This is a genomic window from Tindallia texcoconensis, assembly GCF_055383815.1.
On the sequence record NZ_AP042431.1, the window covers coordinates 802,965 to 822,042 of the forward strand.

General features: G+C 40.3%; 14 protein-coding genes and 2 rRNA genes. All 16 read right to left on the bottom strand.

Translation table 11 applies throughout. From position 1 onward, the window contains the following. Positions 1 to 262: 262 nt before the first annotated feature. Positions 263 to 1,732 (bottom strand): glutamate--tRNA ligase, encoded by a 1,470-nt coding sequence (gltX, locus tag ACZ47N_RS03880; protein ID WP_464887824.1) that lies wholly within the window; start codon positions 1,730 to 1,732, stop codon positions 263 to 265. Between the two features lie 39 nt (positions 1,733 to 1,771). Beyond that, a complete protein-coding gene (gene proS / locus ACZ47N_RS03885) occupies positions 1,772 to 3,214 on the bottom strand; it encodes a proline--tRNA ligase (protein ID WP_464887825.1) in 1,443 nt (480 codons plus the stop codon). Between the two features lie 269 nt (positions 3,215 to 3,483). Further along, positions 3,484 to 3,957 carry a 2-C-methyl-D-erythritol 2,4-cyclodiphosphate synthase gene (gene ispF, locus ACZ47N_RS03890; protein ID WP_464887826.1) on the bottom strand — a complete coding sequence of 158 codons (474 nt, stop codon included), beginning with the start codon at positions 3,955 to 3,957 and terminating at the stop codon, positions 3,484 to 3,486. Beyond that, complete coding sequence (gene ispD, locus ACZ47N_RS03895) at positions 3,935 to 4,660, bottom strand: 2-C-methyl-D-erythritol 4-phosphate cytidylyltransferase (RefSeq protein ID WP_464887827.1); 726 nt, start codon at positions 4,658 to 4,660, stop codon at positions 3,935 to 3,937. The genes ispF and ispD overlap by 23 nt, the downstream gene beginning before the upstream one ends. Before the next feature lie 21 nt (positions 4,661 to 4,681). Next, complete coding sequence (locus ACZ47N_RS03900; protein ID WP_464887828.1) at positions 4,682 to 5,779, bottom strand: PIN/TRAM domain-containing protein; 1,098 nt, start codon at positions 5,777 to 5,779, stop codon at positions 4,682 to 4,684. A 152-nt stretch (positions 5,780 to 5,931) separates the two neighbouring features. Then, positions 5,932 to 6,408: a CarD family transcriptional regulator gene (locus ACZ47N_RS03905; RefSeq protein WP_464887829.1), complete on the bottom strand. Its 477-nt coding sequence runs from the start codon at positions 6,406 to 6,408 to the stop codon at positions 5,932 to 5,934. Between the two features lie 139 nt (positions 6,409 to 6,547). Then, a complete protein-coding gene (gene radA / locus ACZ47N_RS03910) occupies positions 6,548 to 7,936 on the bottom strand; it encodes a DNA repair protein RadA (protein WP_464887830.1) in 1,389 nt (462 codons plus the stop codon). 12 nt (positions 7,937 to 7,948) lie between these two features. Further along, positions 7,949 to 10,402 (bottom strand): ATP-dependent Clp protease ATP-binding subunit, encoded by a 2,454-nt coding sequence (locus tag ACZ47N_RS03915; protein ID WP_464887831.1) that lies wholly within the window; start codon positions 10,400 to 10,402, stop codon positions 7,949 to 7,951. Continuing rightward, the gene (locus ACZ47N_RS03920) at positions 10,389 to 11,441 is read right to left on the bottom strand and encodes a protein arginine kinase (protein WP_464887832.1); all 1,053 of its coding nucleotides are present in this window, start codon (positions 11,439 to 11,441) and stop codon (positions 10,389 to 10,391) included. Before ACZ47N_RS03920 ends, ACZ47N_RS03915 begins: the two co-directional genes overlap by 14 nt. Beyond that, the gene (locus tag ACZ47N_RS03925; RefSeq protein WP_464887833.1) at positions 11,438 to 11,962 is read right to left on the bottom strand and encodes a UvrB/UvrC motif-containing protein; all 525 of its coding nucleotides are present in this window, start codon (positions 11,960 to 11,962) and stop codon (positions 11,438 to 11,440) included. Before ACZ47N_RS03925 ends, ACZ47N_RS03920 begins: the two co-directional genes overlap by 4 nt. 18 nt (positions 11,963 to 11,980) lie before the next feature. Next, positions 11,981 to 12,442 carry a CtsR family transcriptional regulator gene (locus tag ACZ47N_RS03930; RefSeq protein WP_464887834.1) on the bottom strand — a complete coding sequence of 154 codons (462 nt, stop codon included), beginning with the start codon at positions 12,440 to 12,442 and terminating at the stop codon, positions 11,981 to 11,983. 188 nt (positions 12,443 to 12,630) lie between these two features. Further along, positions 12,631 to 14,712 carry an elongation factor G gene (gene fusA, locus ACZ47N_RS03935; RefSeq protein ID WP_464887835.1) on the bottom strand — a complete coding sequence of 694 codons (2,082 nt, stop codon included), beginning with the start codon at positions 14,710 to 14,712 and terminating at the stop codon, positions 12,631 to 12,633. Between the two features lie 182 nt (positions 14,713 to 14,894). Further along, on the bottom strand, positions 14,895 to 17,246 hold the full coding sequence (nrdJ, locus tag ACZ47N_RS03940) for a ribonucleoside-triphosphate reductase, adenosylcobalamin-dependent (RefSeq protein ID WP_464887836.1): 2,352 nt from the start codon (positions 17,244 to 17,246) through the stop codon (positions 14,895 to 14,897). Positions 17,247 to 17,354: 108 nt separating this feature from the next. Next, on the bottom strand, positions 17,355 to 18,611 hold the full coding sequence (locus ACZ47N_RS03945; RefSeq protein ID WP_464887837.1) for a putative glycoside hydrolase: 1,257 nt from the start codon (positions 18,609 to 18,611) through the stop codon (positions 17,355 to 17,357). 156 nt (positions 18,612 to 18,767) lie between these two features. Continuing rightward, positions 18,768 to 18,884, bottom strand: a 5S ribosomal RNA gene (gene rrf, locus ACZ47N_RS03950). A 71-nt stretch (positions 18,885 to 18,955) separates the two neighbouring features. After that, a 5S ribosomal RNA gene (rrf, locus tag ACZ47N_RS03955) occupies positions 18,956 to 19,072 on the bottom strand. Between the last annotated feature and the right edge of the window lie 6 nt (positions 19,073 to 19,078).

A 19,078-nucleotide genomic window follows, 5' to 3' on the forward strand; every position in this document is an offset into this window, starting at 1 on the left:
TTTTTGCTCCTTTCTCTCTAAGCATTTTTCATACAAAAAACCGCCTTTGAACAAACGTTCAGAGACGGCCTTAACCGCGGTTCCACTCTGCTTACAAAGTCATTGCTTTGTCTGCTTTTTCAGCTTTATCGGTGCCTGACCGACTGACCTTTTGAGGTTTCTTCAGTTGCAATTCAGCAAAAGTACGCAGTGCCTTTCACCCAGCGGCACCTCTCTGGAGCGTCAGCTTTTGCCTCCATCCTGAATAGATCAGTTTTAATCCTTATGATGAAATCGATTTTAATCTTTTAAGCACTCTTTCTTTCCCTAGGACTTGAATCACCAGCATCAAATCTGGTCCATGGACATTGCCTGTCAATGCAACTCGTAAGGGTTTGAAAAAATTAGGTCCTTTTAATCCAGTGTCTTTCTGGACTGGCTTCAGGCTCTTTTTAATAACCGAGACTTGCCAATCCTCCAGGCTTTCAAAAGTTTGTATTAAGGAGTCTTTTAGGACTTTGAGCTCATTTGAAGAATACCACTCCTGAGCTTCTCCCTCTTCTACTTCCACCTGATCTTGGAAAAACACCAAGGCTTTTGCAGGCAATTCCGAAAGGCAATCAACACTTTCCCGGAGCACTGCTACCAAATTTTGAATCCATTCTTTTTCCGTCTCCGAATGACTCCCCTGAATCAAACCAGCTTCTTCTAAGTGTGGAATCGCAAGATCTGTCAACCAAGGGAGCTCCGCTTCACGAAGGTAGTGAGAATTCATCCAGTTTAATTTTTTCACATCGAAAACACCACCGCTTTTCGATACTCTTTCTAAGCTAAACTGTTGCTCTAATGCTTCCAGTGTAAATATTTCCTGATTTTCTTTTGGACTCCACCCCAATAAAGCAATATAATTTATCAATGCTTCCGGTAGGTATCCTTTTCGCCGAAAATCTTCTGCGGCCACATCGCCATGACGTTTGCTCAGTTTTTTTCGGTCATGATTTAAAATATTTGGCAAATGTACGTGAATTGGAGCTTCCCATCCCATGACCTGATATAGATACACATGTTTAGGCGTTGAGGATAGCCACTCTTCTCCTCTGATCACATGAGAGATATCCATCAGATGGTCATCTACCACTACGGCAAAGTGATAGGTGGGGTATCCGTCTGATTTCATCAACACTTGATCGTCCATATCTTCCGTATTCATCTTTACAGTTCCCCGTATCAAGTCTTGAAACTGAATATCCATTTTTTCAGGAAGCTTCAACCGCACAACACTAGACTCACCATCCCGAATTCTTTGTTTTGCTTGTTCTAAGCTGACGCTTCGACAGTGCCCATCATATCCAGGAGTCCCTTTTTTCTGACGCTCCTGTTCTCTCGCAGCTTCTAGTCTCTCTTTGCTACAAAAACAATAATAGGCATGTCCAGATTCCAGCAAGGTTTTAATATGTTCTTGATAAATAGGTAATCTCTGGGATTGAATATAAGGACCCTTGTCTCCTTCTTCTGTAACTTGTCCATCCTTCAACACAACACCTTCATTGTGAGGAATACCTGCCCACACAAGGGAATCCAACATATTCTCAAGGGCACCTTCAACATACCGTTCTTGATCGGTATCTTCAACTCGTAATAAATACGTACCCTTATGGGCTTTTGCAAATAAATAGTTGTATAATGCGGTTCTCAGTCCACCTACGTGAACGAAACCCGTAGGACTCGGAGCAAATCTAACTCGTACGCTCACCGATTCCCCTCCTTTCATCTAAATCTACCTCATTATTTTTTAATACGCTTTTGCATAATAAACCATTTTTTCTGCCTTTTTGTCGCAGAATGGACATGTCTCCCCTAATTGTTCCTGCTCAAAGGGGATGCATCGAATCGTCGCACCTGTCTCTTCTTTCACCTTAAGCTCACAAGACTCTTCGCCACACCACATCGCTTTTATAAATCCAGGTTTTTCTTTCATAATGGTTTTAAAGGTTTCTGCGTCTGTTGCTATGTGAGTTTTTCGATCCCGCATTTCTTTTGCTTTTAGAAATAGATTGCTTTGGATTTCTTTCATCATTGTAGCCACTGTATCTTTTAATTGATCCAAGGGGCAAACTTGTTTTTCCAAAGTATCTCTTCTAAAAAGCACCACCTGATTATTCTCCAAATCTCTAGGGCCTATTTCAATCCGTATTGGAACCCCTTTCATTTCCCATTCATTAAATTTCCATCCCGGAGAGTATTGATCTCTATCGTCTAATTCCATTCTAAATTCATGGCGTAAATCTTCGTATATTTTTTCTGCCGCCTCTGCAACGCCTGCCTTATGAGATGCAATCGGAACCACTACAGCTTGTACAGGTGCAATCCCTGGCGGGAGAGACAGTCCTCGATTGTCTCCATGTACCATAATAATCCCACCTATCAATCGGGTTGATACTCCCCAAGAAGTGTGGTACGGATTTTTTAACACGCCGTCACGATCTAGGTATGTGATTTCAAAAGCCTTCGTGAAATGTTGACCTAAATTATGAGATGTTCCAGCTTGCAGGGCTTTTCCATCATGCATCAAAGCTTCCATGGTGTAGGTAGAGTAAGCTCCCGCAAATTTTTCGCGGTCAGACTTTTGACCAGTGATTACTGGCATCGCTAGCAATTCTTCTGCTGTTTCCTTGTATATTCCTAGCATTTGAAGCGTTTCTTCTTGGGCTTGATCATAGGTTTCATGCAATGTATGGCCTTCTTGCCACAAAAATTCAGATGTGCGCAGAAAAGGTCTGGTGCTTTTTTCCCATCGCACTACATTACACCATTGATTATATAGGAAGGGCAGGTCTCGATAAGAGCTTAACCACTTGGAATACATGGAGCAAATAATAGTTTCGGAGGTAGGCCTTACACACAATCGTTCTGCCAGTTCCTCATCTCCTCCATGAGTAACCCATGCTACTTCCGGCGCAAAACCTTCCACATGCTCTGCTTCTTTTTGTAAGAGGCTTTCCGGAATCAAAAGAGGAAAATAACAGTTTTTATGACCTGTATCCTTAAACCTTCCGTCCATAAATCGCTGAATGTTTTCCCAAATTGCGTATCCATAGGGTTTTATGACCATAAAACCTTTCACAGGTGAGTAGTCCACCATATCGGTTTTTTTAATCACATCTGTGTACCACTGAGCAAAATCTACTTCCATTGGGGTTATTTCTTCCACAAATTGCTTTTCCTTTTTTCCCATGATTCTCGTCTCCTCTCGATTTCTGATCCTTTTCTGTCGCTGCTTTTATGGCTTTCACTTCTACAAAGGAGAGATTAAATACCTCTCTTGAATCATCCACCCATGTCAACCTGTCCCTAATTATACGCTATGGAACCTCTATTAATCAATCTGTTCTTTAAGGAGATTTTCGCCTATAGGCCTTTGACCACTCCGTATTGGCAAAATGTTAACAATCTCCATTGAAAATCTTAAGGCACTCCTAGCTTTTTATGCTTCTTCGGCGAAGATTACTTTTTTTGTAACAAAACCACTACTTGTGCCGCTATTCCTTCTTCACGACCGACAAATCCAATTTTTTCTGTTGTAGTCGCTTTTATATTTAATTGATGGCAATGGATGGAAAGTGCTTCACAAAGCTTCCCTTGGATTTCCCCCAAGTAAGAGGCAAGTTTTGGTTTTTCAGCCATAATGACTGCATCCATATTGACAATCTGCATTTCTTTTTTTTCAACTAAACCCATTACTTCTTCGAGTAATTTTAGACTATCTGCATCTTTATAGGCATCATCCGTGTCTGGAAAATGATGCCCTATATCTCCTGCTGCGACGGCTCCTAAAAGCGCATCCATTACTGCATGAACCAGCACATCAGCATCAGAGTGGCCATCCAGCCCTTTGTAATGCGGAATGACGACCCCCCCTAAAACAAGCCTCCGGTTGGATACCAACCGATGCACATCAAATCCGATTCCGATTCTCATCTTCTCTTCTCCTTTGCTTCAGAATCAATTCCGCAATAGCAAAATCCTCTGGTGTTGTGATCTTGATATTTGAAGCATCTCCGAATACAGTGTCCACTTGATAACCAGCATGGGCTAATACGTCGGCATCATCTGTCACCTTTTTATCTGCTGGCAAAACAGCATAGGCTTTCTTCATCCATTCGGCACAGAAAACTTGGGGGGTCTGGGCCAGTCTCAGATTATCTCGACAGATGGTTCTTCCCACCCTCTCGGATTCGTCAACTTCCTTCACTGTATCCGTTACTCGCTGCACCAGCATGGCCGCGCCAGTAGCCATAGCTTTATGAAATACCTGTTCTATTTTTTCCATTTCAATTAAGGGGCGGGCTCCATCATGAACAGCTATAAAGTCTTCATTGGCATTCAGTGCTTCCAATCCTGCCTTCACAGAGTCAACGCGTTCTCTGCCGCCGGCCACAACCTTTGTTACTTTATTCAACTTATAAGGCTGAAGGATTTGGTTCCAGCATCTTTTCAGCTCATTGGCAGGCGCTACCAACACAATTTCACTCACCATTTCCGAACGTTGAAAAGGTAACAGCGAGTGGACTAGAACTGGTTTTCCCAACAAGGGCATAAATTGTTTTGGTTCTGAGGCCTTCATTCGTTTCCCACTACCGCCAGCTACCACGATAACCGCAATTTTTGTTGTGGTTTTCAATACGCTTTCCCTCGCTATCTTTTAAGATTCATGATTTTTGGGTTTTGCAAAAATCATTCTTCCTGCTGCTGTCTGAAGAACACTGGTAACAAGCACATCAATCTCCTGACCAATTAGCTTTCTGCCACCTTCCACCACTATCATGGTTCCATCGTCTAAATAAGCAAGACCTTGGCCTGCTTCTTTTCCATCTTTAATGACTTCTACATGCATTTCTTCACCAGGTAAAACCACTGGCTTCACAGCATTAGCCAATTCGTTAATATTCAAGACTTTCACGCCTTGAAGTCCAGCAACTTTGTTTAGGTTATAGTCGTTTGTAACAACGGTTCCATCAATCACCTGAGCTAATTTTAGCAGTTTTACATCTACTTCCTGCACCTCTGGAAAGTCCTTATCCACAATCCGAACCTCTACATCCAGTTCTTTTTGAATGATGTTCAGTACATCCAGTCCCCGTCTCCCTCTATTTCGTTTTAAGGAAGCCGAAGAATCAGCTATATGTCGTAATTCTTCCAATATAAATTCTGGAATAATTAAGGGCCCCTCAACAAAACCAGTGCGGCAAATATCAGCAATTCGCCCATCAATGATTACGCTGGTATCCAGTATTTTAGGAACTCCCGTAACAATAGGTACCTCTGGAACCGAATCCGCTTGGTCTTTCAGGATATTTTTTTTGAGAATATTTCCCAGGCTTACGTATTCACCAGCTTTCACCGCTAAATTAACCCCCAAATATCCCATAAAAATATACACCACAATGGAAATAATGGTTCCCACTAAGGGTACGGGTATTCCTGAAATAATGTGGCTGATCAGATATGCTACAATCAATCCCGCAATCAATCCTCCAGATCCCATCACCAATTTGTCCACAGGAACCCCAGAAAGCTCATTCACAATAAAATTGGCTAAATTGCGCCCCATATTAATAAGCCAAGGAGAAATCACATAAAAAAGAAGGCCACTTAATAAGGTGGCGGTTATAAGTCCGAAAAAAAAGAGTGGCCAGCTATCAATATTGAGTAGTGGTCCTGTTTTTGCAATATAGGTAAACACTGCCAAGCCAGAGAATCCGCCTAAAAACGCTATTACCCACTTCAGTACACGGTTCAATCAATCCCCCTCCTTTCGACGATCAGATTTTCATAGGCACAAAAAAAACTTCTGCGAATGATATCAATTAGTATATCAGATATCCAGAAGCTTGAGGAGCCTTTTTAAAACAAAATTGCTAAATGATCCCGTAGAATCACTTAGCAATTCTATTATTTAATTACCTGCTCAATCATATCCACGGCTTTTGCTTCATCCATATCACCGGCTAAAATAATTTCGCTGATAAGAATTTGCCTTGCATTGTTAAGGATTTTTCGTTCGCCAGTTGAAAGTGATTTTTCCCGATCTCTCAACACAAGGTTCCTCACTACTCCTGCTACTTCAAAAATATCACCGCTTTTAATTCGATCCATATTGGCACGATACCGATGATTCCAATTTTGAGGCATTTTAGTGACATCCGCTGAAAGAATGGCAAAGACATGCCCTATCTCTTCGATACTAATAATAGGCCTTACCCCTATCTGTTCAAGGTTTTCCATGGGAATCATTACCTGCATGTCATTCAACGGCATTCGCATGACATAATACCGTTTTAACTCACCAAGAATTTTTTTTTCTTCAATGGCTTCAATGATTCCTGCACCATGAACTGGATAAGCAATTTTATCCCCGATACTGTACATAAACAGCCCTCCAAGTCCTCATAAAACAACAGTTTATCTTCTAAGTATACCTTAAGAAAAGGAGGGTGTCAACAAAGCATAACGGATTACAATATCACAGAGGCCTTTCCTTGTCAATATTATCTTCATCCTAAAACTGTTATTCTGATTTTACAGAAAACACATGCCTCACTACGGCTATCAAAGCCTTTTTTTCAATAACTTCAATGCTGTCAAACTCCATGGATTTTGCCAGACTTCCAGGTGCAATATAAACTTTTTTAAACCCCATTCGATCTAGTTCTCTTATGCGAGACTCTATCGATGGTATTCTTTTTAATTCACCTGTTAATCCTACATCTGCAATAAAGGCTGTGTCATTCCGAATCCCCTGATCTAAGATAGAAGAAACAGTACTCATGATCACTGCCAGATTCACGGCTGCTTCTCTAAGTTTAAAACCTCCAGTTGTCTTAATCACCACATTTTTATCATGCAAAGCCATGGAGGCTCTCTGTTCCAAGATGGAAAGCAATGTATTAAGTTGTTCTTTTCTCAAGCATTCTCCAATTCGTGAAGGATATGGCATAAAGGTCTGAGAAACCAAGCTTTCAATTTCAACAATCACCGGGCGTGTTCCTTCCTTCACAACAGTCAACGCACTTCCAGAAACCCGTTCTTCTGAAGAACGCATGGTCATAAAATATTCTGAAGGATTATCAATAGAGACCATTCCCTTTTCTGTCATGGCAAAAAAACCCATCTCTCCAGTGCTACCAAAACGATTTTTAGAGCAATAAACCCCTCTCAATTCTTCTCCTTTATCACTATCAATAATCAACACGGTATCCACTAAATGTTCTAATGCACGAAGTCCAGCCAATTCATCTTCTTTTGTCATTTGTCCAATCAAAATGATGGCTCTATTTCGTTGGCTGTTCTTAGCCATCTTTTGCAATACCGACGCGCATTCCATCGTTTGAGTAGGCGATCCAGGTCTAGAGTCTAGCTCCTCAAAAGCAAAGGTTTGGATGCTATCCACAATGACAAGGTCTGCATCGATGGCTTCTATTTGTTGGATGACATTTTCCATGCTGTTATCCGATAAAATCCATAGATTCGGATCAATTTCTTCTAGGATTCGGTTGGCTCGACTCTTAATCTGACTCTCACTCTCTTCTCCAGAAGCATATAAAATTCGATATCCTTGTTGGGCTGCATCATTGGCTATTTCCAGACTTAAAGTTGATTTCCCACCACCAGGAGGGGATGTAATAATCAAAAGAGAATCTTTAACCATGCCGCCTCCCATGACTCTATTAAACTCTGAAATCCCAGTTACAATCCGATCAGACCTGCTATTTGTAACTTCTTGCAATGGCTTAGCTTCTCGTAATTTATGCTGAATCTGGATTTTTTTTCCACCTTTTCCTTTTATCATTTCTCTTTCTTCCATTGTATTCCAGCTTGCACATTCAGAACACTGACCATTCCATCGGGGAGTCTGATGGCCACATTCTATGCATTCATATACGGTTTTCTTTTTCATAGCATCTCCTTTTTACGAAGTAGATAAGACTTCCGTTGTAATACTAAGGCTATCCTCCGTAAAGTCTACTCGTATTTTCTGTCCTTTCTTTACTTTTCCAGCTAGTATTTCTTCTGTAATCCGATCTTCCAACATTTTCTGGATCGTACGTTTTAGCGGCCTAGCTCCATATTCTGGATCAAATCCTTCCTGACCGATGTATCGCTTAGCCTCTTGAGTTAACTCCATGGATATCTCTAGTTCTTTCAATCTATCAGACAATTCCGCTACCATGAGTTCTACAATATGTGCAACATCTTTTTCGTCAAGGCTATGGAAAACAATGATGTCATCAATTCGATTTAAAAACTCTGGTCTGAAGGTGTTTTTTAAGTCTTCCATAATGTTTTCTTTCATTTTCTCATAATCATTTTTCTTACCTTGCTCTATACCAGATGTAAATCCTAGGGTTTTTTGCTTTTTGATATTATGAGCTCCCACATTGGAGGTCATGATAATAATAGTATTTTTAAAGTTCACCAGTCGGCCTCTTCCATCCGTTAATCTTCCATCTTCCAAAATCTGCAACAACGTATTGAACACATCAGGATGTGCTTTTTCGATTTCATCGAAAAGAATAACCGAGTAAGGTTTTCTTCTGACTTTCTCTGTCAGTTGTCCTCCTTCCTCATAGCCTACGTACCCTGGTGGGGATCCTATTAATTTAGATACCGTATGTTTCTCCATATATTCGGACATATCTATCCGAATCATTGCAGTTTCTTCTCCAAAAATAGTCTCTGCCAAAGCTCTGGAAAGTTCTGTTTTACCAACACCAGTAGGGCCTAAAAAAACAAAGGAACCAATGGGCTTTTTAGGATCTTTCAGCCCTACCCGGGCTCTTCTAATGGCTTTCGAAACAGATTCTATGGCTTCTTGTTGTCCTATGACTCTCTCGTGCAAAAGAGACTCCATGTTCAGCAATCGTTGTGATTCATCTTCCTGGAGTTTTCGCACAGGTATCCCTGTCCAATCAGACACGATATCTGCAATGTCCTCTTCGCTGACAATCGGTTTTTTCCCTTCTTTTAACTGATACCACTCTTTCTTTTCTTGATCCAGAATTTGCTGTACTTCTTTTTCTTTATCTCGGAGCACTGCTGCCCGCTCAAAGTTCTGAACACTAATGGCTTCCTCTTTTTCTTTAAGCAAGTTTTGCATTTCTTCCTCCATTTCTTTCAAATCTGGAGGTTCTGTTATTGTTTGAAGCCTTACTTTGGAAGCTGCTTCGTCTATAAGGTCAATGGCTTTATCTGGCAAGAACCGATCGGAGATATATCGATGAGAAAGTTTAACAGAGGCATCAAGGGCTTCATCTGTTATTTTCACCCTATGATGAGCTTCATATCGGTCTCGTAGTCCTTCTAAAATTTTTATTGCATCTAAAATAGTTGGTTCTTCAATGATAATCGGCATAAACCGGCGTTCCAAAGCCGCATCTTTCTCTATATGTTTTTTATACTCATCTATAGTCGTGGCTCCAATGGCCTGCATTTCACCCCTAGCCAGTGCTGGTTTTAGGATGTTTGAAGCATCAATGGCGCCTTCAGCCGCTCCAGCACCAATAATGGTGTGTATTTCGTCAATAAACAGTATGATTTTATTATTCCCTCTAAGCTCTTCCATTACCTTTTTTAATCTTTCTTCAAATTCTCCTCTATATTTTGCTCCTGCCACCATCCCCGCTAAATCTAATGTGACAATTTGTTTTTCTTTTAAATTTCGCGGCACATCCCCAGCAATAATTTTCTGGGCCAAGCCTTCTGCTATTGCGGTTTTTCCGACACCAGTTTCTCCGATGACACAAGGGTTATTCTTCGTTCTACGACTCAGAATTTGTATCACCCGCTGAATTTCTTTTTCTCTCCCGATGACTGGATCCATTTTTTCTTCTCTTGCCATCCGATTAAGATTACGACTATATTGTTCCAACATACTCTTTTCCTTTTTTTTCGTAGCCATTGCTTCTTTTGGAGAATCGGTTCCATGGCTGGTATTTAAAAGTTTCAATACTTCTTCTCTGGTTTTTTCTGGTGTGCTTCCCATTTCAGAAAGGATCTTTGCGCCTACGCCTTCCCCTTCTCGAATCAACCCTAGCAAAAGATGCTCTGTGCCAATATAACTATGTCCTAATCCCCTGGCTTCAGCAAAACTGAGTTCGAATATGCGTTTTGTTCTAGGCGTAAACCCCAGTAGTTGGGCTTTTTGTTGGCCTGCTCCCGCCACCCGCATCACTCGTTCTTTTAGAGCAGGTAGATCCATGCCTAGTTTTTTCATAGCCTCTGCTGCAATCCCCTCTCCTTCATGCAGTAAGCCCAATAGTAAATGTTCTGTCCCAACATAATTATGACCAAACTGCTGTGCATATTCTTGAGAAATCAGAATTACTTTTTGTGCCCTTTCCGTAAATCGTTCATTCATAGACATGACTATTTCCTCCTTGTCTCAATACCAACCCGATCTTTTCTGCCCTCTTTCCATCACTTTCTGCTTCTGTTAACCGTTTTCCTGCCTCTTTCTGTAGTCTAGCAGGTTGAATTTGTTCTATTAAACCATGTAAGAGGGTTAAGGAATAGTCGGAATGGATGCCTAGTGAAGCTCCTAAAATAAGATTTGAAAGGAGATCCATGGCTTCTTTTATCCCCATTAAACGTGCATGTTTTAATGTTCCCAGTGAGCGAAACACTCGATCTTCCAGTTGGATTGTGCGTTGATCCATCAGGTATTTTCGTGCATTTTGTTCTTTTAAGATTACTTGTTTCGTCATATCTTCTAAATTGCCAATGATCTCTTCCTCTTTGACACCAAGGGTTATTTGATTGGAAATTTGGCATAAATTCCCTAGATAAGCTGTTCCTTCCCCAAACACCCCTCGAATCACAAAGCCCAGTTGCCCAGCCGCTTTCACCAAACCATCTAACTGTCCCAGGATAGTTAACGCAGGTAAGTGAAGCATGACAGAGACACGCATACCAGTACCAACATTGGTTGGGCACGCTGTTAAAAAACCTAAATTTTCGTCATAGGCAAAGGATAGGTTTTTCCCCATCCATTTCTCTAAGGCATGTGTTTGCTTAAAGGCAGAGTCTGGATATAATCCCTTCCGAAAGCATTGTATCCGAAGGTGATCTTCCTCATGAATCATGATACTACAGCCACTTTTTTTATCCATCATGACTTCACCCTTGTTTACATTAGCGGCCAAAGACGGACTTATACCATGTTCTTCAACAAGTACCTGACGATGAATCTCATCTATCTCTTTCATCCGAACAGAATGAAATCTATTTTTATAGTAAGAGTTTTCTTTTTCAAGGGCATTTCTAACTTGCTCTGATACCTGACGGGCCTCTTGCTCGCTGATGATATGTGGGAAAACAAAAGAATCCAGATTTCTAGCTATACGCACTCTGCTGCTCATGACAATATCGCCATGGTCTATTCCAGCTAAGGTAGACTGGCTCACTTTTTTCCCTCCTTCAAGGACATTAACTTTTGTTCAAAACCTTTAATTTGATCCCTTATTTCAGCTGCTTTTTCATATTCTTCTGTATCAATGGCCTCTTTCAGCATAGATCGAAGATGTTTAGTTTGTTTTTTAAATCGTTGGATACGTTCTTCTTTTTTAGGAAGCTTACCAATATGCTGACTACTTCCCTGAATCCTTCGGATGAGAGGTATCATCATGGGTCGAAATTCCATGTAACATTTCCCGCAACCCATTAAACCAGTTTTTTTATATTGCAAATAGGTTTGCCCACAATGAGAACAGGCTTTTTCTCCAAGCTTTGTTCCATGAGCATCTACCCATACATCTTGATCTAGGTAACTGGATACTAAGTCATGTACAGTAAAGGAAAACAAAGCACTAGCACTTTTTTTTTCTTCTGCGCAGTCCTCACAAAAATAACGCTCACTAAGATGGCCGTTGAAATTTTCTTTTATGTGGACCGTTGCTTTACGCTGTTTACAATGATCACACAGCATGGCGATCCTCCTTTTTTGTCAATGATGAAATAAAGCTAAAATCATTCCTTTTAGAATTTGTGCTCTAAGCTGTTCTCTATTATTTAAGGGTGATAGTAGTGCATTTTCATCCAGAGCTGCTTTCATAATAGAGGCTTCTCGGCTAGAAATATACTGTTGCTCCTGTAGGGCATTTACGATGCGATTTCCCTGTGTTTTTGTAATTTCTTCGCCAATTTCTTTTAGAAGTACACGGTGAGCTGGTAGACTGTTATCGGCTTGAAGCATGGTGATTTTAATAAACCCACCGCCACCTCTCTGGCTTTCTATATAATACCCATGTTGCACATTAAATCTCGTCATCAGTACATAATTGATTTGAGAAGGCGAACAATCAAAATGCTTTGCTACTTCATTTCTCTGTATCTGAATGGTTCTCCCTTGGTTTTCTTCTAATAATTCTTTGAAAAATTTTTCAATTACATCACTGATACTGGCCATCATATCCCCCCATACCCTTCGGTTAATCGACTTTCTTTGACTTTAATTATAATAGGTCCTCTCTATCAAGTCAAGTATGCCTAGCTCCGTTTCCCAACCAAGGGCTTGCAGGATTGTGCCCTGAAGACCAGCATTAGTTTTTTCTTTTTTATTTAAAAGACCTCCTTTTTCAGGAGGTCTCTGGTGGTTTATGAATTTTTTTGTTCTTTAGCCGCTTTCGCTAATTCAATGACTTTATCACTTATAGCCTGAGGCACTTCTTCATATCGCTCAAAGGCCATTGTGAAATCTCCTCTTGCCTGGGTCATTGATCTTAGGTCTATGGCATATTTAAACATTTCAGACTGTGGCGCTTCAGCTGTTACCTTTTGATACCCATCATCCTGCGGGTCCATCCCAAGTATGCGTCCTCTTCGTTTGTTTAAATCTCCCATAATGTCTCCCATATTCTCTTCTGGCACCCTTACTTCTACTTTTGCTATGGGTTCCAATAAGACTGGATTCGCTTCTTCCAATCCTTTTTTAAAGGCCTGTGAGGCAGCAATCTTAAAGGCCATTTCCGATGAATCCACATCATGATAGGAACCATCATACAATGTTGCTTTAATATTAACTACTGGATATCCTGCTAAAATGCCTACTTCTTTAGCCTCAAGTAATCCTTTTTCAACTGCTGGAATATATGCTTTTGGAACCGATCCGCCAAAAATAACTTCTTCAAACTCAAAGGTTTCAGAACTTGGTTCAAATCGCATTTTAACATCCCCGTACTGACCTCTGCCTCCGGATTGTTTCTTGTGCTTCCCTTGAACATCTGATTTGCCTTTAATGGTTTCTCGATATGGGACAATGGGGTCCTTTAGTTCTACTTCCACTCCATATTTTGCTTTTAGTTTGCTGGTGATCACTTTTATGTGCAGCTCTCCCTGTCCACGTATTAAAGTTTGTTTTGTTTCTGCATTTCTTGAAAACGTAAAGGATGGATCTTCTTCCGAAAGCTTTGTTAAACCGGAGCTAATTTTTTCTTCATCGCCACGACTTTTAGGCTCAATAGCCTGGTACAATTGTGGCTCCATAAATTCGATTTCACTGTAGCGAACTGGATCTGAATTACTGCAAAGGGTATCCCCAGTTTTAGTGTGTTGTAGTTTAGCCACAGCTGCAATATCTCCCGCCATGACTTCCTTTGTTTCTTCTTGATGCTTGCCTCTCAGAAAAAACAAAGACCCAATTTTCTCTTTTTCACCCTTATTGCTATTCAACACTTCTGCATCTGCTTTCAGTGAACCTGATATCACTTTCATAATAGATATTTTTCCAATAAATGGATCTGCAATGGTTTTAAAAATTTGTGCAGAAAAAGGTTCCTTCGGATCTAGTGTACGCTCAACCTCCGCATTATCTTGGGGATTAATGCCGGTTTTAGGCGGCATATCTTGCGGTGAAGGTGAAAAATCGCAAAGCATATCCATCAATGTATGAACCCCAACATTTTTAGCAAAAGATGCGCATACCACAGGTATTACCTCTCCAGAAAGTACTCCTTTTCTGAGTCCTGCTTGAATTTCTTCTTCTGTAAATGCTACCCCTTCAAAATATTTCTCCAGCAGTGCTTCATCACTTTCAGCTACTGATTCCATTAACAACTCTCGCATTTCAGCTGCCTGATCCTTATACTCTTCAGGAATGGGTACTTCTTTGCACGTTGCTCCATCATATTCTCGGGCCATCATTTTGACAACGTTTACATTCCCAATAAAGTTTTCTTCGGCTCCTACTGGAATCTGAAATGGTGCAATGCGTTTGCCGTATTTTTCTCGCAAATCTGCAATTATTTTATCATAGTCTACATTTTCCCGATCCATTTTATTGACAGCGATAAAGGTGGGAATTCGTTTTGCAGCTGCAAAATTCCAGGCTTTTTCCGTCCCTACAACAATGCCACTGGTCGCATCAATAAGAATAACCACGCCTCCAGCTGCTTTCATAGCTCCTTGGACTTCACCAATAAAATCAAAATATCCTGGAGTATCAATAAAATTCACTTTATAGCCATTCCATTCTACTGGAAGAACCGAAGTATTAATAGACGTTTTTCGATTTATTTCTTCTTTATCAAAGTCAGAATAGGTATTTCCATCCTCCACTTTCCCTATTCTTTTTGAAACACCTGCGGAATACAACGCTGCTTCTGTCAGGGTAGTTTTACCACTTCCACCATGCCCCAACAATGCTATGTTTCTGATTTTTTCAGCTTCATAAACTTTCATCGTCATTTCCTCCCGTCTAGTAGCATTATTTCTAACAGTAACATATTCGATGCGAATATTCAAACTCCTTCTTTTTGTTTAAATATTTTTCCGATTCCTAGATATTTCTCTTTTGAACCTAAGCTTTCCTTATCTAAAAGAAAAAACAAAGCCCAATAAAAGGGCTTTGTTTTTTACATCTCTTATCGAATAGGACAAACACCATTTTCACAACTCTCATCCCCAATATCCTGCATAAAACCAGGGTTTTCATACTTATTGAGCAGGGATGCGATAAACGGTTTCATTTGAGAAGCTTTTTCTTCGTATTGCTGTTTATTAATACTCTCATATGGCATCAGTTGATAAAAACTCTCGCTTAAAGAAAGAAAACTTACTGCTACCACTTCATCCCAATTATTCCACATCCACTCTTCTACTTCCTCCCATTCATGGTCTTTCACATGAACGGTAATGGAACAATTGTGATCTACGTAATAATTCATAAACATTTTATAATTTTCCAGTTGTTCTATGGCACTGACATCATATTTTGTTTTCCCTTCTGGCGCCTTCACTGGGAATTCCACTACTTTCGTTGTGCAGTTTTCATCTGTTTGGCCAACTTCCGGATGTACTACATAGCCTAACTCTTCGCAAACCTTTACTAGTGGATCTTCAGCACTAACTCGAATCCTCCTAATATAATAAGGGGAATGAGAATAGTGGACGCCAGAAGATACGGTTGGTAATTGGCTCAATGTTCCTTCTGGTTTTACTGTAGTAACTAGCAACGGCCTGTTTTCCCCAATTTCATCTGCATATTCGTCGGCAGCTTTTCTTGCTACTCTCTTTAACTCTTTAAGAAGTTCTATTTGATCTTTCTTCTCTAGGTCTAAGGCATTCACCATGTCTTGCCAGCCAGTTAAGGAGCAACCCACTAATTTATCTCTACGCTGTACAGCGTCCCAACCTGGCAACTCTAGCTCCACGCAGGTCATACGATAACCCGCTCTGACAGATAACCGCTGTGCCTCCATTAGCCCCTCTCGATCTAAAGTGCCATCTTCTTTTACATAGGCAAACACATTAATAGTTGTGAGGTTACACACGCCTCTTGAATCAAGGAGGATTTCACCGCAAGGATTGACACCATTTAAGTTTTCTCGCCTTTTGGACGCTGCCTCCGCATTAATAAAACCAGGCTCACCTGAGTATCGCATTTTTTTCATTAGCCAGTTTAGTGTTTTTCTATCTGGTTTTTCTTGATAATAAATAGAATTATTACTCATTTGTCTATGGATAAGGTCTTTATCCACAATCCATTGACCGTCAATTTTTCGATATAGGGATTCTTTGGCAGTGATACTATCGAGATCTTCCGGATCTAACATAACCATTTCTGCCGTTCTTCGAACGCCCCCTACTACCACATTTTCTCCAATAATATTAATAATGTCTAGCATATCTAGAGGATGAAGATTCACTCGATTTTCGCTTTCTGTCCATCCTCTTTTTCTCACAACGTAATCTATTTTAGCAAACATATTTTTTAAACTGGTATGACCACTAGCAGTTCCTCCAAAGGTTCGTAACTTTTCCCCTTTGGGGCGTACATGATCATAATCAACAATAATGGTCTTAATATTCTTATACTCGCTATTAGAAAGCAATTGGAAGAAGTGATCTAAAGACTGTGTCCAACCTTCCTTACTATCTCCTACTGTGATTTTCACCGTATTATTGTGCATAAATTGCAAACTGGTATTGTCTTCTCTAAGGGATGGAGGGACAGACATATAGTCTTTATGAATTAGCTCATAGTCGCATCTTACTTTCGGTATTGATTCTACATCCGAATAAAGAATCCTAGCACCCACTCCACTACCTAACATCAAGAGATAAAATAATTCTTTTAAAGAATTTAAGGAATCTACAATAATAAAGGCACAGTTATAATTCGACATGGGATAATTTTTTGCCACATCTGTATTCCCTACCCAAAAGGTCCTTCCTGACAGAAATTGCTTAAGATTGAAAACATTATCATACAGTTTTTCAGCTTCCTCTCGAGTCGTTTGGACTAAAGAGGTGTTGTAATCCACTGCTCTTCGTACAGTTTCCCACCAAAATTCTCTACGATTTTCTTCTTGCAACCATCTTGAATAGGTACGATAATACACAAAAGAACCTAGTTGCTCCATGGGGTTTGTCATATGTTTATAGCGACTAACAAAAGAGTCCCCTATCATTTGATAGTCGGATTCTAATCGAAGGGCACGTGATTTGCTCCGTTCGTTCCTGTAAAGAATATAGGTTTTTGCCGCATCTTTTCTCGTACTATCCATCAAGTAGAATTCTACCCAATCTTGTATGGTTTCAACATGTATTGGCTCTTTCTCAGATTTCAAGGATTCTTCTACACGTATTGCAACTTCCTGACTCAAATTCAAATCTACTCCAGCCTTTGTTTCAGCCATGGCTTTTTGAATGGCATTGCTGATTTTATCGCGCTGAAAGATGGTTGACCTACCGTCTCTTTTTTGTATTTTCAATCTTATTCCTCCTATTTTTTCAATAAAAAAACAATATATGGTATTTAAAAAGATTATCGCAATCTTAATTATACCATATATTGTTTGTCTTAAACAAAATTTCTTCAATTACTGGATAAATTCAGGGGCATTCTCCGGATGTTGCCGCAAGGCTTCCCATGTGTAATTATTGCTAGCATTCCAAAGCAACCATTCATAAGCACCAGCATCGTAGGTGGCTTTAATTTGCTCTTCAATTTGTTTTTCTTCATATCGCTGATAATTACCAGCTCCTAAATATACTGCTGTAAAATCTTGTAACCATGGTCTTAGTGTTGCTTTTGGTTTGTCTGTTTCCAAGGCTTCAATTCGTTCAACGGCTTTAATCATGGTTTCATAAATAATGGTATATGGGTCTAGATCTGGTAGTCTCACCCCAAAGGTTCCCATAGCGTAATGAGATGGATATACCATAGGACAAAGAATGTCTGTGGCAGGAGTCAAAGTTTCCAGATGTTGACCAAGACGCATATCATCCTCTACAATGGGGACCAATCCAAAAATATCTGCAGATACATAGACACCATATGGCCGCAGTTCCTCTCTTGCATAGTCTAAAAACCCTGCAATAGCCTCAGCCTTTGTTTCTTGTTCTCCGGCTTCACCATAATCTATCTGCTCTCGTGGCCCATCCGTGGGAAAACGCACATAATCGAATTGGATCTCTTTGAAGCCTTTTGTAGCTGCTTCTTTTGCTATATCCACCAGATAATCCCAGGTTCTACGGTCATAGGGATTTAGCCAAGCATCATTCTTGTTGTCTCGCCATATTTCTCCATCATGGGTCATAATAGCCCAATCCGGACCAGAAGTTGCTGCAATAACATCTTTAAAGGCTACCACCCTAGCAATTGGATAAATATCATGCTGAGCCAACCGATTCATGGCTTGCTGAAAGTCTCCTACTTTAACCCGCCGATCTTGTTGAAAGTCATTAACGTACTGGATATCGGATTTATATGTAAATGTTCCATGATCATCCTTTACATCCACTACCCAAGCGTTGATCACAGAATTGTCTGTTTCTTCCAAGAACTGTTGGAATCGCCACCCTAACCCTAAAGAGTTGCCGGTAACGTAAATTCCTCTTGCCTGACGATACTCTTTGTAGGGTTCCCAACTTACTGTGTTATTTAGGAAATAGTCCTCTCTGTGCATTGGTATTTCATCCATGTTAAGATCCCTAACAGTCTCTGAAAGGATCCCAGATTCTTGAGATAAAATCTTATCTGTCACGCTGCAAGCAGATAGAAGTAATACGGATGAAGCCAGCATAGCAAGTATTCTTTTATTGTTTTTACGTAGACCTTGGACTATATTAAACATATAAACCTCCTGATGAAATCCGTCTGTGCGGAGTATTTTACCCGATCCTTATTGTATCACAACCAAGGGTCAAGAATCTAATGTTTTTCTTCTATTTCAGTAGAGGAAATATATCTATTTTTAGTAATATTTCTCAAAAAATCAAAAAATAGAAAAGAGACGCAACGACCTACTCTCCCGGGAAGTTTCCTTCCAGGTACCATCAGCGCTGAAGGGCTTAACGGCTGTGTTCGAGATGGAAACAGGTGTTTCCCCTTCGCTATAATCACGTCTCTTATTCCTATTATGTTTTGGTGAATCTATGTAATCTAAAATCAGATAATCATTTGTTTATATAAGGTAAGAAGACGCAGCGACCTACTCTCCCGGGAAGTCTCCTTCCAGGTACCATCAGCGCTGAAGGGCTTAACGGCTGTGTTCGAGATGGAAACAGGTGTTTCCCCTTCGCTATGGCCACGCCTTCTATT